We start from the raw sequence: 15,111 nt of genomic DNA, 5'->3' as shown, positions 1-15,111 counted from the left end.
TCGTCTGCGATCCGGATGAGAACCTGATTGCCTTTGCCGGCTAGGTCATTCGAGGGCGAACCGGATGCGCGCTTCGCCCTCTCCATCAATCAGGAACCGGCGCCATAGGCCGCGATCGCAGCCATGTTGACGATATCGCTGTCCTTGGCACCCATCGAGGTGATCTGCACCGCCTTGTCGAGACCAACGAGGATCGGGCCGATGACCGTCGAGCCGCCGAGTTCCTGCAGCATCTTCGTCGAAATTGAAGCCGAGTGGAATGCCGGCATGACGAGGACGTTGGCCGGACCGGAAAGACGGCAGAAGGGATATTGCTCCATCGCCTTGCGATTCAGGGCAACGTCGGCGGACATTTCGCCATCATATTCGAAATCGACGCGGCGCTTGTCGAGGATCTTCACGGCCTCGCGGACGCGCTCGGAACGTTCGCCCGAGGGATGGCCGAAGGTGGAATAGGCAAGCATTGCGATGCGCGGCTGGTAGCCCATGCGGCGCGCGAGGCCGGCGGCCTCCTCGGCAATATCGGCCAGTTCCTCAGCCGTCGGCATATCGTGAACCGCGGTATCGGCAACGAAGACCGTACGGCCGCGGCAAAGCGCGATCGACACGCCGATCACACGATGGCCCGGCTTCTGGTCGATGCAGCGGCGCACGTCCTCAAGCGCGGTCGAATAGTTGCGGGTAATACCGGTCACCATGCCGTCGGCATCGCCAAGCGCCACCATGGTCGCCGCAAAATGGTTGCGGTCATTATGGATGAGGCGCTGCACGTCGCGGTGCAGGTAGCCTTTGCGCTGCAGGCGGGCATAGAGATAGTCGATATAGGCGTCGACCCGTGTCGAGATACGGGCATTGACGATCTCCAGGCCCGGACGATTGAGATCGATGCCGGCACGCTCGGCAGTCGCCCGGATCAAATCCTCACGGCCGAGCAGAATGGCGGTGCCGAGCTGCTGGTTGGCGTAGGACATAGCGGCGCGCAGCACCTGCTCCTCTTCGGCCTCGGCGAAGACCACGCGTTTCGGATGACGGCGGACACGCTCATAGAGGCTGGCGAGCGTGGAGGCGATCGGATCACGGCGGGCCGACAGCTCTCGCTTGTAGCCGGCCATATCGCTGATGATCTTGCGGGCGACGCCACTTTCGATCGCCGCTTCGGCAACGGCTGCCGGAATGGCGGAGATCAAGCGCGGATCGAAGGGAACCGGGATGATATATTGAGCGCCGAAGCGCGGACGGTTGCCCTGATAGGCGGCCGCGACATCATCGGGCACGTCCTCACGGGCGAGGCTTGCGAGCGCCTTCACGGCAGCGATCTTCATCGCGTCATTGATGGTCGTGGCGCGGACGTCGAGGGCGCCGCGGAAGATATACGGAAAGCCCAGCACGTTGTTGACCTGGTTCGGATAATCCGAACGACCAGTCGCCATAATGGCGTCGTCACGGATACGGGAGACTTCCTCTGGCGTGATTTCCGGATCGGGATTGGCCATAGCGAAGATGATCGGCCGGTCGGCCATGGAGCGGATCATTTCCTCGGAGAAGGCCCCCTTCTGTGACAGGCCAAGAACGACGTCCGCACCCTTCATGGCCTCTTCCAGCGTGCGGGTATCGGTCTTTGCCGCATGGGCCGATTTCCACTGGTTCATGCCTTCAGTGCGGCCCTGATAAATGACACCCTTGGTATCACAAAGGATGATGTTCTCGGGCGCAAAACCCATCGACTTGATGAGCTCGACACAGGCGATGGCGGCAGCACCGGCGCCGTTGCAGACGAGCTTGGTGGTCTTGAGATCGCGGCCTGTCAGCTCCAGCGCATTGATGAGGCCGGCAGCGGCAATGATTGCCGTGCCGTGCTGGTCGTCATGGAATACGGGAATATCCATCAGCTCGCGCAGGCGGCTTTCGATGACGAAACAGTCCGGCGCCTTGATGTCTTCCAGATTGATGCCGCCGAAGGACGGGCCGAGGAAGCGCACGCAGTTGATAAACTCGTCGACATTTTCCGTGTCGACTTCAAGGTCGATCGAATCGACATCGGCGAAACGCTTGAAGAGGACGGACTTGCCTTCCATGACCGGCTTGGAAGCCAATGCTCCGAGATTGCCGAGGCCAAGGATGGCGGTTCCGTTGGAGATGACGGCGACCATATTGCCTCGGGTCGTATAGTCGTAGGCGGTGGCGGGATCGGTGGCGATGGCTTTGACGGGCACCGCGACGCCGGGAGAATAGGCAAGCGAGAGGTCGCGCTGTGTCGCCATCGGCTTGGTCGGGTTGATCTCCAGCTTTCCTGGCCGACCCATCGCGTGAAATTCGAGCGCTTCCTTGTCGGTAACAGAGGTCACCGGCCGTTCTTTCTTCTCCATCTGCGACATGCCTCCTCCAAACGTCTGTGGGTGACGTTTTCCTCTTTCCCAATTGCTGTTGTCATCTATAGCGGCGCGCGGATAGGGTTGGCACCTGTTTTTTTGGGAAAAACTGCACCTCCGTGAACGCACGAATAGACAGCAGAAACGAAGCCTTCTCGGCAGCCGAGCTCGCGACTGAGGAAAGCCGCGCCTCGGCTACGCCGATGATGGAACAATTTATCGAGATCAAGGCGAATAATCCGGATTCGCTGCTCTTCTATCGCATGGGCGATTTTTACGAGCTGTTCTTCGAGGATGCGCTCGAGGCTTCGCGCGCGCTCGGAATCACGCTGACCAAGCGCGGCCAGCATATGGGGCAGGACATTCCGATGTGCGGCGTGCCTGTGCATGCGGCCGACGATTACCTGCAGAAATTGATCGCGCTCGGCTTTCGCGTCGCTGTCTGCGAGCAGGTGGAAGACCCGGCGGAAGCCAAGAAACGCGGCTCGAAATCGGTCGTCAAGCGCGACGTCATTCGCTTGGTCACACCGGGTACCATTACCGAGGAAAAGCTGCTTTCTCCCTCGGAATCAAATTATCTGATGGCGCTGTCGCGCATTCGCGGCTCTACCGAGCCTGTGCTGGCGCTCGCCTGGATCGATATTTCCACCGGCGTTTTTCGGGTGGCGGAGACGGATGCTTCGCGGCTGCTTGCCGATATCCTGCGTATCGATCCGCGCGAGCTCATCGTGCCGGATACGATCTTTTATGACGGCGAGCTGAAATCAGTCTTCGACGTGCTTGGCCGCACGGCCGTTCCACAGCCGGCTGTGCTTTTCGATAGCGCGACGGCGGAGACCCGCATAGCGCGCTATTTCGATGTTTCGACGCTCGACGGTTTCGGAAGTTTTTCGCGCGCCGAGCTTGCGGCTGCAGCAGCTGCCGTCGCGTATGTCGAGAAGACGCAGATCGCCGAGCGGCCGCCGCTTGGCAGGCCGGAACGGGAAAGCGGCGCCTCGACGCTGTTCATCGATCCGGCCACGCGCGCCAATCTCGAGCTTGTGCGCACGCTGTCCGGCGACCGCAACGGCGCGCTGCTGAAGGCGATCGACCGCACGACGACCGGCGGCGGGGCGCGACTGCTCGCCGAACGGCTGATGTCGCCGCTGACAGACCCCATCCGCGTCAATGAGCGGCTGGATTCGATCGGCTTCCTGATGCAGGAGCCGTCGCTCTGCGGCGAGCTGCGCGATGCGCTGAAACATGTGCCCGATATGCCGCGGGCGCTCTCCCGCCTGGCACTCGACCGTGGCGGTCCGCGTGATCTCTGGGCGATTCGCCAGGGGCTTGGCGCTGCCGCGCATATCGCCAGTCTGCTGGTAAGCGCGATGCTGCCGGAAGAACTGGAGCAGGCGCGCAAGGGACTGCAGGCACTACCATCAGGCCTCGAAACCTTGCTTGCGGAAAACCTTGCCGAGGAACTGCCGCTCCTGAAACGCGATGGCGGCTTCCTGCGCGACGGCGCGAATGCCGATCTTGACGAGGTTCGGGCGCTGCGTGATCAGTCGCGCCGGGTCATTGCCGGTCTGCAACTGCAATATGCCGACGAGACCGGCATCAAATCGCTGAAGATCAAACACAACAATATCCTCGGTTATTTCATCGAGGTCACCGCCAGCAATGCCGGACCGATGACAGATACGGCCGAGGCGAAGGCCCGCTTCATCCATCGCCAGACGATGGCGAATGCCATGCGGTTCACGACGACGGAACTCGCCGATCTCGAGAGCCGCATCGCCAATGCCGCCGACCGCGCACTGCAGATCGAGCTTGAGGCCTTCGATCGGATGACCGAAGCGACTGTCGCCGAAGCCGAAGCGATCAAAGCCGGCGCCCGGGCGCTGGCCGTCATCGATGTTGCGGCAGGGCTGGCATTGCTTGCCGAAGAGCAGGCTTATTGCCGGCCACTGGTCGACGGATCGAAGATGTTTGCCATCGAGGGCGGGCGTCACCCTGTTGTCGAACAGGCCCTGCGGCGTCAGTCCATCGGCCCTTTCGTCGCCAATAATTGCGATCTGTCGCCGGTCTCCGACGGCAAGGATGGGGCGATCTGGCTGCTGACCGGCCCGAATATGGGCGGTAAGTCGACCTTCCTGCGGCAGAACGCGCTGATCTCGATTCTCGCCCAGATGGGCTCCTTCGTGCCGGCAACGTCAGCGCATATCGGTATCGTCGACCGGCTGTTTTCGCGCGTCGGCGCCTCCGACGATCTGGCGCGCGGGCGTTCCACCTTCATGGTGGAAATGGTCGAGACGGCTGCAATCCTCAACCAGGCAACCGATCGTTCCCTCGTCATTCTCGACGAGATCGGCCGCGGTACTGCGACCTTCGACGGCCTTTCCATCGCCTGGGCCGCCGTCGAGCATCTGCACGAGGCCAATCGCTGCCGTGGGCTCTTTGCCACGCATTTCCACGAGCTGACAGTGCTCTCCGAAAAGCTTGCCCGGCTATCGAACGCGACAATGCGGGTGAAGGAATGGGACGGCGACGTCATCTTCCTGCATGAAGTCGGTCCAGGTGCGGCCGACCGATCCTACGGCATTCAGGTCGCGCGGCTTGCCGGCCTGCCGGCTTCTGTCGTCGCCCGAGCACGCGATGTATTGACGCGCCTGGAAGATGCCGATCGGAAGAATCCGGCGAGCCAGCTGATCGATGATCTGCCGCTCTTCCAGGTGGCCGTGCGCCGGGAAGAGACATCCCGCGGGCCTTCCAAGGTGGAGGAAGCGCTGAAGACGATGAGCCTCGACGACATGACACCGCGCGAGGCGCTCGATGCGCTTTACGACCTCAAAAAGAAGATGAAGTAGGAGCAGCCCCCGTGTTCATGGAAAAACTGCTTCAGGAAACGCAGCGCCTCTCCGTCATCGTCTCGATGCTCGAAATCATGAAACAATCGGATGGTAATCTTGAGGCGCGCGGCTGGAACACGCCGATCGGCATGGCGAAGATCACCGGTTCCTGCCTTGTCATCGGCGAACTGAGCGGTGCGATCATTGACGCTGGATACCGCGAATGTGACAAGGCGACGCTTAACGGCATCATGAGCGAGACTCGGCAAGTTCTCAATACGCTGCTGGCACAGGGCTCAGCCTGAGAACTTGCGGCAAAGCATCCCTCGCCAACGGCTTGCCAACACCATTTCGCCAAATTTAAGGGTTCATGCAATATGAACGCCTGTGTCATCAGGCGGGCAAAGAGGCAATAGCGCATGCAGACGAAATCAGAGGCACGCCACGAGCACGCGGCCCGGACCGAAGAGGCAACCGCTCGGCCGATGGGGATGTACGACATCGATTTCTCAGAAATCCTCGATGTGGAACTGCTGCAGGGGCAAAGCGACGCCATTGCCGAAGCCAACCGCAACCGTCCCGACGTGCTGCGCAACGATCTTCTTGCCGTTTTGAAGAAGGCGAGCGTCGAAGGCCGCAGGAAGGCGCGTGACCTGCTCGATGCCCAAGGTGGCGGACTTGATTGCGCCCACCGCATTTCCTGGCTGCAGGACCAGATCATTGCCGTTCTCTATAATTTCGCCACCGAGCATGTCTTCCCGAAGCAGAAGGACAAGTTTGCGGTGACCGCTGTCGGTGGCTATGGCCGCGACACGCTGGCGCCGGGCTCCGATATCGACCTGCTCTTCCTCTTCCTGCCGAAGCCGGCGGAAGAGACGCACAAGGCCGTCGAGTTCATGCTCTACATGCTGTGGGACATGGGCTTCAAGGTCGGGCATGCGACCCGCACGGTCGAGGAATGCATCGCGCTTTCCAAATCCGACATGACGATCCGCACCGCTATTCTGGAGATGCGCTACATCTGCGGGCTGAAGTCGCTGGAGACCGAGCTGGAAGCCCGCTTCGACAAGGAAATCGTCACCGGCACCGGACCGGAATTCATCGCCGCCAAGCTCGCTGAACGCGACGAGCGCCACCGCAAAGCGGGCGACACGCGATACCTCGTCGAGCCGAACGTCAAGGAGGGCAAAGGCGGCCTTCGCGACCTGCACACGCTCTTCTGGATTTCGAAATATTATTATCACGTCCGCGACCCGGCGGATCTTGTGCCGCTCGGCGTGCTGTCGAAGCAGGAATACCGGCTCTTGGAAAAGGCCGACGATTTTCTCTGGGCTGTGCGCTGCCACATGCACTTCCTCACCGGAAAGGCCGAGGAGCGTCTTTCCTTCGATATCCAGCGCGAGATCGCCGAGGCTCTCGGCTATCATTCGCGCCCCGGCCTCTCGGCCGTCGAGCGCTTCATGAAGCACTATTTCCTGATCGCCAAAGACGTGGGCGATCTGACCCGCATCCTTTGTGCAGCACTTGAAGACCAGCAGGCAAAGTCGATCCCCGGCCTGACCGGCGTCATCAGCCGCTTTACCCACCGTAACCGCAAGATCCCCGGCAGCGTCGAGTTCGTGGAAGATCGCGGCCGTATCGCGCTCGCCAATCCCGATGTCTTCAAGCGCGATCCGGTCAGCATTATCAGGCTGTTCCATGTCGCCGATATCAACGGGCTCGAATTCCATCCCGATGCGCTGAAGCGCGTCACGCGTTCACTCGGTCTCGTCAACAACGATCTGCGCGAGAACGACGAGGCCAACCGGCTGTTCCTGTCGATCCTGACGTCCAAGCGCGATCCGGCGCTGATCCTGCGGCGCATGAACGAGGCCGGCGTGCTCGGCCGCTTCATTCCCGAATTCGGCAAGATCGTCGCGATGATGCAGTTCAATATGTATCACCACTATACGGTCGACGAGCACCTGATCCGCGCCATCGATGTCCTCTCGGAAATCGACAAGGGCAAGGCGGAGGAACTGCATCCGCTCGCCAACAAGCTCATGCCGCATATCGAGGACCGCGAGGCGCTCTATGTCGCGGTCTTGCTGCACGATATCGCCAAGGGCCGGCAGGAGGACCATTCGATTGCCGGCGCCCGCGTCGCCCGCAAGCTCTGCGCCCGTTTCGGCCTGTCGCAGAAGCAGACCGAGATCGTCGTCTGGCTGATCGAGGAACATCTGACCATGTCGATGGTCGCCCAGACGCGCGACCTGACGGACCGCAAGACGATCACCGACTTCGCCGATCGCGTTCAGTCCCTGGATCGGCTGAAGATGCTGATGATCCTGACGATCTGCGACATCCGCGCCGTCGGTCCGGGCGTCTGGAACGGCTGGAAGGGCCAGTTGCTGCGCACGCTCTACTACGAGACGGAACTGCTGCTTGCCGGCGGCTTCTCCGAGGTGTCGCGCAAGGAGCGTGCCCAGGCTGCCGCCGAGGCGCTCTATGCGGCACTGTCCGACTGGAGCCAGAAGGACCGCCGCACCTATGCCAAGCTGCACTACCAGCCCTACCTGCTCTCCGTGCCGCTGGAAGACCAGATCCGCCACGCGCATTTCATCCGCCAGGCGGACAAGGCCGGCCAGGCGCTGGCGACCTCGGTGCGCACCGACAGTTTCCATGCCATTACCGAGATCACCGTTCTTTCGCCCGACCATCCCCGCCTGCTTGCCGTCATTGCCGGTGCTTGCGCGGCAGCCGGCGCCAACATCGTCGACGCGCAAATCTTCACGACTTCGGATGGCCGCGCGCTCGATACGATCCATGTCAGTCGCGAGTTTCCGAACGACGAGGACGAGCTTCGTCGTGCCGCCACGATCGGCAGGATGATCGAAGACGTGCTTTCCGGCCGCAAGCGCCTGCCCGAGGTGATCGCGACCCGCGCGAAGAACCGCAAGAAGAGCAAGGCCTTCATCATTCCGCCGTCGGTGACGATCACCAACAGCCTGTCGAACAAGTTTACGGTCATCGAAGTGGAATGTCTCGACCGGCCGGGCCTGCTCTCGGAAATGACAGCGGTGCTGTCCGATCTTTCGCTCGATATTCAATCTGCGCGCATCACCACCTTCGGTGAAAAGGTCATCGATACATTCTACGTCACCGATCTCGTCGGTCAGAAGATTTCCGGCGACAGCAAACGCGCGAATATCACTGCCCGTATGAAAGCGGTCATGGCCGAGGAGCAGGACGAACTGCGCGAGCGTATGCCTTCCGGCATCATCGCGCCACCCGCTACATCAGCCGAAAAGAAAGCCGGTCCCCCCGCATGAGCCTCGTCAAGAAATTCGCCACGGTCGGCGGCGCCACACTCGGCAGCCGCATCTTTGGTTTTGCCCGCGAAACGCTGATGGCCGCAGCCCTTGGCACCGGGCCGATGGCCGACGTCTTCTATGCCGCCTTCCGTTTCCCGAATCTCTTCCGCCGGCTGTTTGCCGAAGGCGCCTTCAACGCTGCCTTCGTGCCGCTCTTTGCCAAGGAGATCGAAGCGAACGGCACTGACGGTGCCAAGCGCTTTTCGGAAGAAGTCTTCGGCGTTCTCTTTTCCGTGCTGCTGCTCATCACCATCGTGATGGAGCTTTCCATGCCGCTGCTTGTGCGCTTCGTCATCGCGCCGGGCTTTGCTGATGATCCCGAGAAGTTCGGTATCACCATCCGCATGGCCGCTGTGATGTTTCCCTATCTCATGTGTATGTCGCTGACGGCGATGATGAGCGGCATGCTGAATTCGCTGCATCACTTCTTCGCCGCTGCCGTCGCGCCTATCTTCCTCAACGTCGTGATGATCGGCGCGCTCTTTTATACACTTTATACCGGCGCCGAACCGCTGGCGACGGCCTGGTATCTCTCCTGGGGTGTGCTGGTCGCCGGCATCCTGCAGCTTGTCGTCGTCTATGTCGGCGTGCTGCATGCCGGCATGAGCATCGGCTTCCGCTTCCCAAAGATAACGCCGAACGTGAAGCGGTTGCTGATCCTTGCGGTTCCGGCGGCCGTGACCGGTGGCATCACGCAGATCAACCAGCTCATCGGCCAGGCAATCGCCTCCTCCCGCGAAGGCGCGATTGCCGCCCTGCAATATGCCGATCGCATCTACCAGCTTCCGCTCGGTGTCGTCGGTGTCGCCGTCGGTGTGGTACTGCTGCCCGAGCTTGCCCGTTCGCTCAAGGGCGGAGCGTTGCGCGAGGCCGCCTTTCTGCAGAATCGCTCGATCGAATTCGTGCTGTTCCTGACGATCCCAGCTGCATTCGCGCTGTGGATCCTCTCCGACGAGATTATTCGCGTGCTCTATGAGCGTGGAGCCTTCCATCAGGACAACACCCTGCTCGTCGGATCGATCCTGGCGATCTACGGCATAGGCTTGCCGGCTTTCGTGCTGATCAAGGCGCTGCAGCCGGGCTTTTATGCCCGCGAAGATACCAAGACGCCGATGCGTTTTTCAGCAATCGCGGTGGCGACCAACTGTGCCGCGGCGCTGACGCTGTTCCCCTATATGGGCGCGCCGGGCATCGCAGTCGCTGAAGCCACTGCCGGCTGGATCAGCACCGTACTGCTCTTCACCACGCTTCTGCGCCGCGGTCATCTGACATGGGAATGGGCACTGGCCAAACGCGCAGCGCTGCTGGTCGTCGCCGCGGCTGTCATGGGCACAGTCATCATCTACCTCAAGCAGCACTGGGCGCCCTGGCTTGCTTCGGGCGCGCCGCTTTTGACCAAGGTCGGCACGCTTGGCCTGCTGATCGCGATTTCCATGGTCGTCTATTTCGCGACCGCCTTCCTGATCGGCGGAGCAGACCTCGGCATGATCCGGCGCAACCTCAATCGCAAACCGGCACCGGCGAAAGATGCCTAACGTCCTTTTTACGCAATTCCGGACGCGAAACCGCTGCACATTTTTGCCGGAATTGCTTTAGCAATCCACCCATCGTCGCTGCGGCCCGACATCGACGTGGACGATGCCATTGCAATAGGTGCCGATCCCTCCGATGCCGGGTGCGGTTTTCGCAGCGGCGATGATCGTGCGCTCCGACACGCCGGGAATCCGGATATCAGCCGCAAGGCATTTCCCGTGCATGGAACCGTGGCGGCGGGGGTGTGGCCGGAAGCCCGAAGTTATCATCGGCCGTCGTCCGGTCTTTGCCGCGATATGCGATAAAACCGCCCGCAATCGCGCCGGAAAACAGCTGGCGCGAACGCTGACGGTCTGCATCGTGTAAGCAATGCGCGTCTCGTGTTTGGGAAGTTGGCTGGTCTGCCGTCGATGATCTTGACCGACGGCTGTGGTTGCTGATTGTAGGGCGAAAAGGCCTGCCATGGCGAGCAAACTGGCGTTCTGCATGGTCCCTCCGATCGGTTATCCCGACGGCCCCTTTGGGCCGCCAGCCCGGCGAGAGGATTTTCAGTTCAAAGAAAGCTTTTCTGTGAAATTTTATACTCAATTTTAGCTAAGATGACTGATCAATTTGGCGTAAAATCGGGCATTTTATCACATCGAAATGGAATAAACTTCCCAATCTGGAGATCCCATGACCCAATCCCTGTTTCTCGTCACCCTCGTCGTCGACGATTATGACCGCGCCAAAGCCTTCTATTGTGAGGCCCTCGGCTTCGAATGCCTTCAAGATGAAGTACAGCCGGAAGGCAAGCGCTGGGTCGTCGTCAAGCCAAGGGCGGGGATGGCGCGGCCTTTCTGCTGGCGCAGGCGGCAAATGAGGCTCAGCGAGCCGCCGTCGGAAATCAGACCGGCGGGCGTGTCGGCTTCTTCCTCAAAACCGACGATTTTGCGCGCGATCACGCAGCGATGCTTGGTTCCGGCGTTCACTTTCTGGAGGAACCCCGACATGAGGTTTACGGCACCGTTGCGGTCTTTTCGGATCCTTACGGCAACACCTTCGACCTCATTCAACACGCTGCGCCCACCGCCTCTTGATTGCGACCGGGAGCGCGTGCATAAGCGCCCGCGTTAGCAACATGGGCCTTTGGCCCTGGGGCCCTCCACCAGCCTAATCGAGGACAACATCATGGGCGAATTCAAGAAGCTCGTATTCTCCGGCGTTCAGCCCACGGGCAATCTGCATCTCGGCAATTATCTCGGCGCGATCCGCCGCTTCGTGCAGCTCCAGGACGGCAACGACTGCATCTATTGCGTCGTCGATCTGCATGCGCTGACTGCGCAGCTCGTCCACGAGGACATGCTGTCACAGACGCGCTCGATCGCAGCCGCCTTCATCGCCTCCGGCATCGACGCTGAAAAGCATATCGTCTTCAATCAGTCCGCCGTACCGCAGCACGCCGAACTCGCCTGGATCTTCAATTGTGTCGCCCGCCTCGGCTGGATGAACCGCATGACGCAGTTCAAGGACAAGGCCGGCAAGGACCGAGAGCAGGCCTCGCTCGGTCTCTACGCCTATCCGAGCCTGATGGCCGCCGACATTCTCGTCTACCGCGCCACGCATGTGCCCGTCGGCGAGGACCAGAAGCAGCACCTTGAGCTGACGCGTGACATCGCGATGAAGTTCAATCTCGATTACGCCTCGCATATCCGCAAGACGAATTACGGGATCGACATCACCGTCGGCGACGAGCCGGTGCATGCCTATTTCCCGATGGTCGAACCGTTGATCGGCGGGCCAGCGCCGCGCGTCATGTCGCTACGCGACGGCACGAAGAAGATGTCGAAGTCCGATCCGTCGGACCTGTCGCGCATCAACCTGATGGACGACGAGGACGCGATCTCCAAGAAGATCCGCAAGGCCAAGACCGATCCGGACGGCTTGCCGAGCGAAGTGGCCGGCCTCGAAAGCCGACCGGAAGCCGAAAACCTCGTCTCGATCTATGCCGCACTTGCCGACAAGACGAAGGAGCAGGTGCTTGCCGAATTCGGCGGCCAGCAATTCTCCGTCTTCAAGCCGGCACTGATCGATCTCGCCGTTCAGGTGCTATCGCCGATAACAGGCGAAATGCGCCGCCTGATGAACGATACGAGCCATATCGATGCGATCCTGCGCAACGGCAATGAACGTGCGAGGGCACGCGCCGACGTGACGATGCGCGAACTTCGCGAGATCATCGGCTTCCTCTATTAGAGCCTTTCCTGGCTAGATTGCAGCATTCTGTTGGCTCAAACGGAGTCGGATGGTCGACCGGCCGGTGCGCGTCGTAGCCCAGATCTACGGCCAAGCCGGCCGGTCGATCAGGCGGCCCGTTTCAGCCAACCCCGGTGGTTTGCTTGCAAACCAGCTAGGGCCGGGCATCTTTCCGCCAGGATCAAAGGCGATCGGCTCGGACGTAACAAGGGCATGCCATTCGCCAATCGCCTTTGATCCTGACGAAAACCTGCTCCGGCAGAATGCTGCAAGCTAGCCAGGAAAGGCTCTAATCCCATCGACATGCAGAGCTCCCGTGCAAAACGGGGGCTTGCAAATTTTCGGTCACAGGTGTCAGAGTCCGCACCATGGTATCAAAGCGACTCTCACGGCTCGAAGGTCATCGCCGCAAATTCATGGCGGTGATCGACGGGACACCCGAATGCCAACGCGCCGTCCATTATGCCGGGCGGCGCGCCAAGAATTCCAATGGCGGCCTCGTCCTTCTCTACGTGATCCCCGAAGGCGATTTCCAGCAATGGCTCGGCGTCGAGGAGATCATGCGGGCGGAAGCCCGCGAGGAGGCGGAAGCCACCGTCGCAAAGATCGCACAGATCGTGCGCGAGACGATCGGCATCGAGCCTGAGATCGTGATCCGCGAGGGCAATTCGGCCGAGCAGATCAATGCGGTGATAGAGGAAGACCGGGACGTCGCCATCCTCGTGCTTGCCGCAGGCTCCGCCAAAGAAGGACCGGGACCGCTGGTATCCTCCGTCGCAGGGCGTGGAGCGGCCTTTCCCATTCCGGTCACCGTGCTGCCCGACACACTGACCAACGAGGAAATCGACGCCCTCTGTTAAGCCATTTCTTGAGTATCAGTCTCTTGAATCGGCCGGACAATAGGCTTATTTTCTTTTGAAGAATTCTAAAGACGGCAGAGGTCACAGCCCGCCGCATGGAGAGCGAGATGTTCATTCAGACCGAAGCCACGCCGAACCCAGCCACGCAGAAGTTCCTCCCCGGCAAGGTGGTGATGGAAAACGGCACGGCCGAATTCCGCAATGCCGATGAGGCCCAGGCTTCACCGCTCGCTGCCCGTCTCTTTGAAATTCCGGGCGTCACAGGCGTCTATTTCGGCTACGATTTCATCTCCGTCTCCAAGGACAATGCCGAGTGGCAGCACCTGAAGCCGGCTATTCTCGGCTCGATCATGGAGCATTTCATGTCCGGCAAACCGGTCATGGGCGACGCTTCCATCCTTTCGGAAGATGTCGATTCGGGCGATGAATTCTTCGACGAAGGCGATGAATCGATCGTGCTGACCATCAAGGAACTGCTTGAGACCCGTGTGCGTCCGGCCGTTGCCCAGGATGGTGGCGACATCACCTTCCGTGGCTTCAAGGACGGCAAGGTTTATCTGAACATGAAGGGCTCCTGCTCCGGCTGCCCGTCTTCGACGGCAACGCTGAAACACGGTGTCCAGAACCTGCTGCGCCATTTCGTTCCGGAAGTGCAGGAAGTGATTGCCGCTTAAAAATCTCTGATGCGTCCGGCCGTTCATATTCGGTTCGGCCAGACGGATTTATGGATAGGCGACAATAGTTTATTCGGAAATTGATGGCATGATCGTTCTGGCGCTCGACACGGCAGGTGTAGATTGCGCTGCCGCTATTTATGACAGCGGCAGGAATACGGTGCTGGGGGAGGCATCGGACATGATCGGCAAGGGACATGCTGAACATCTGATGGGTATCGTCGACCGCGCGCTGGATCAGGCGGGCGTCACGCTCTCGGATGTCGACCGCCTCGCCGTCACCATCGGACCAGGCTCCTTCACCGGTATCCGCGTCGGCGTTGCTGCAGCCCGCGGTTTTGCGCTTTCCCTCAATGTGCCAGCCGTCGGTATCACGACACTCGAAGTCATGGCGGCTGCCCAGCGCGAAAAGATGCCGGGCCGGCCCGTGCTTGCGGCAATGGATGCCAAGCGGGACGAAATCTACCTCCAGTCCTTCGCAGCCGACGGCACGCCGCTCGACGAGGCGCGTGCGGCGAGCGTATCGGAGGCCAAGGCTTTTGCCGCCGGTTTCGACGGTGAGATCACCGGTTCAGCGACACCACTCCTGAAGCCCGATGTGGCAGGCGAGCAGGCCAACTCCTTCCCGATCTCCATCGTGGCGCGCCTCGGTGCGGCCGCGAGCCCGAATTCCGGAAAGCCGAAACCCCTTTATCTGCGCGGACCCGATGCCAAACCGCAGGCCGGGTACGCGATTGCAAGAGTATGACAATGCTGGAAGCCTATCTGACGCTGAAGCCGGAATTCGAAATCGTCGCGATGGGGCCGGAGGATTGCCTCGATGTTTCCGTGCTGCATCGCGAGCGCTTTGCGCGCCCTTGGGGTGACGGCGAATTCCACAGCCTGCTTTCGCAGAACACCGTCTTCGGCTTCGTCGCCCGCCAGACCAATGCCATCCTGAAGAAGACTCTGCCGGGCTTCGTCCTTGCGCGCCAGGCGGCGGGCGAGGCCGAAATCCTGACCGTTGCCGTACAGGCGAAGGTTGCTCGCTGCGGCCTCGGCTGGCGGCTGATGCAGGCCGCCATGCGCGAGGCGCGTCTTCGCGGCGGCGAGAGCATGTTCCTGGAAGTCGACGACGGCAATACCGCCGCCCTTGGCCTCTATCGCAAGCTCGGATTCGAGCAGGCGGGCGAACGCAAGGGCTATTATAAGGACGCCAATGGGGCTACCTCCACGGCGCTTGTCATGAAGCGCGTTCTTCGGTAGTTCCCTTCTCGACA

At 60.8% G+C, this 15,111-nt stretch carries 11 protein-coding genes and 1 pseudogene; 10 read left to right on the top strand and 2 right to left on the bottom strand.

Annotation, left to right across the window (positions count from 1 at the left end; translation table 11 throughout):
* Positions 1-89 precede the first annotated feature (89 nt).
* Complete coding sequence (locus tag KQ933_RS00180) at positions 90-2,375, bottom strand: NADP-dependent malic enzyme (protein ID WP_216756834.1); 2,286 nt, start codon at positions 2,373-2,375, stop codon at positions 90-92.
* A 113-nt stretch (positions 2,376-2,488) separates the two neighbouring features.
* Here KQ933_RS00180 and mutS point away from each other — a divergent pair, with 113 nt between their 5' ends.
* The 4 genes from mutS (at position 2,489) to murJ (ending at position 10,085) form a co-directional block, all read left to right on the top strand.
* Complete coding sequence (mutS, locus tag KQ933_RS00175) at positions 2,489-5,215, top strand: DNA mismatch repair protein MutS (RefSeq protein ID WP_216756833.1); 2,727 nt, start codon at positions 2,489-2,491, stop codon at positions 5,213-5,215.
* Between the two features lie 11 nt (positions 5,216-5,226).
* Positions 5,227-5,502, top strand: a complete 276-nt coding sequence (locus tag KQ933_RS00170; RefSeq protein WP_183727955.1) for a hypothetical protein — start codon at positions 5,227-5,229, stop codon at positions 5,500-5,502.
* Between the two features lie 114 nt (positions 5,503-5,616).
* Positions 5,617-8,508 carry a [protein-PII] uridylyltransferase gene (locus KQ933_RS00165; RefSeq protein ID WP_216756832.1) on the top strand — a complete coding sequence of 964 codons (2,892 nt, stop codon included), beginning with the start codon at positions 5,617-5,619 and terminating at the stop codon, positions 8,506-8,508.
* The gene (gene murJ, locus KQ933_RS00160) at positions 8,505-10,085 is read left to right on the top strand and encodes a murein biosynthesis integral membrane protein MurJ (protein ID WP_216756831.1); all 1,581 of its coding nucleotides are present in this window, start codon (positions 8,505-8,507) and stop codon (positions 10,083-10,085) included. Before KQ933_RS00165 ends, murJ begins: the two co-directional genes overlap by 4 nt.
* A 57-nt stretch (positions 10,086-10,142) precedes the next feature.
* On the opposite strand, the gene KQ933_RS00155 is transcribed toward murJ, so the two are convergent.
* Complete coding sequence (locus KQ933_RS00155; RefSeq protein WP_216756830.1) at positions 10,143-10,571, bottom strand: D-Ala-D-Ala carboxypeptidase family metallohydrolase; 429 nt, start codon at positions 10,569-10,571, stop codon at positions 10,143-10,145.
* A 187-nt stretch (positions 10,572-10,758) separates the two neighbouring features.
* Between KQ933_RS00155 and KQ933_RS00150 the strand changes: the two are divergent.
* From KQ933_RS00150 to KQ933_RS00125, 6 genes and pseudogenes are all read left to right on the top strand, one after another.
* Positions 10,759-11,162 (top strand): annotated as a pseudogene (locus KQ933_RS00150) (VOC family protein).
* 91 nt (positions 11,163-11,253) lie between these two features.
* Positions 11,254-12,318: a tryptophan--tRNA ligase gene (trpS, locus tag KQ933_RS00145; RefSeq protein ID WP_216756829.1), complete on the top strand. Its 1,065-nt coding sequence runs from the start codon at positions 11,254-11,256 to the stop codon at positions 12,316-12,318.
* A gap of 368 nt (positions 12,319-12,686) precedes the next feature.
* Entirely contained in the window at positions 12,687-13,178 is a 492-nt protein-coding gene (locus KQ933_RS00140; protein WP_007814929.1) for a universal stress protein, read from the top strand.
* Positions 13,179-13,285: 107 nt separating this feature from the next.
* On the top strand, positions 13,286-13,852 hold the full coding sequence (locus KQ933_RS00135) for a NifU family protein (RefSeq protein ID WP_216756828.1): 567 nt from the start codon (positions 13,286-13,288) through the stop codon (positions 13,850-13,852).
* A gap of 88 nt (positions 13,853-13,940) precedes the next feature.
* Positions 13,941-14,600 (top strand): tRNA (adenosine(37)-N6)-threonylcarbamoyltransferase complex dimerization subunit type 1 TsaB, encoded by a 660-nt coding sequence (gene tsaB / locus KQ933_RS00130; RefSeq protein WP_216756827.1) that lies wholly within the window; start codon positions 13,941-13,943, stop codon positions 14,598-14,600.
* Entirely contained in the window at positions 14,597-15,097 is a 501-nt protein-coding gene (locus tag KQ933_RS00125) for an N-acetyltransferase (RefSeq protein WP_216756826.1), read from the top strand. Before tsaB ends, KQ933_RS00125 begins: the two co-directional genes overlap by 4 nt.
* The last annotated feature ends 14 nt before the right edge of the window (positions 15,098-15,111 follow it).

This window comes from Rhizobium sp. WYJ-E13, from assembly GCF_018987265.1.
Taxonomy (GTDB): Bacteria; Pseudomonadota; Alphaproteobacteria; order Rhizobiales; family Rhizobiaceae; genus Rhizobium.
The sequence above is the reverse complement of the archived record's forward strand: the minus strand, read 5'-3'. Positions and strand labels throughout refer to the sequence as shown.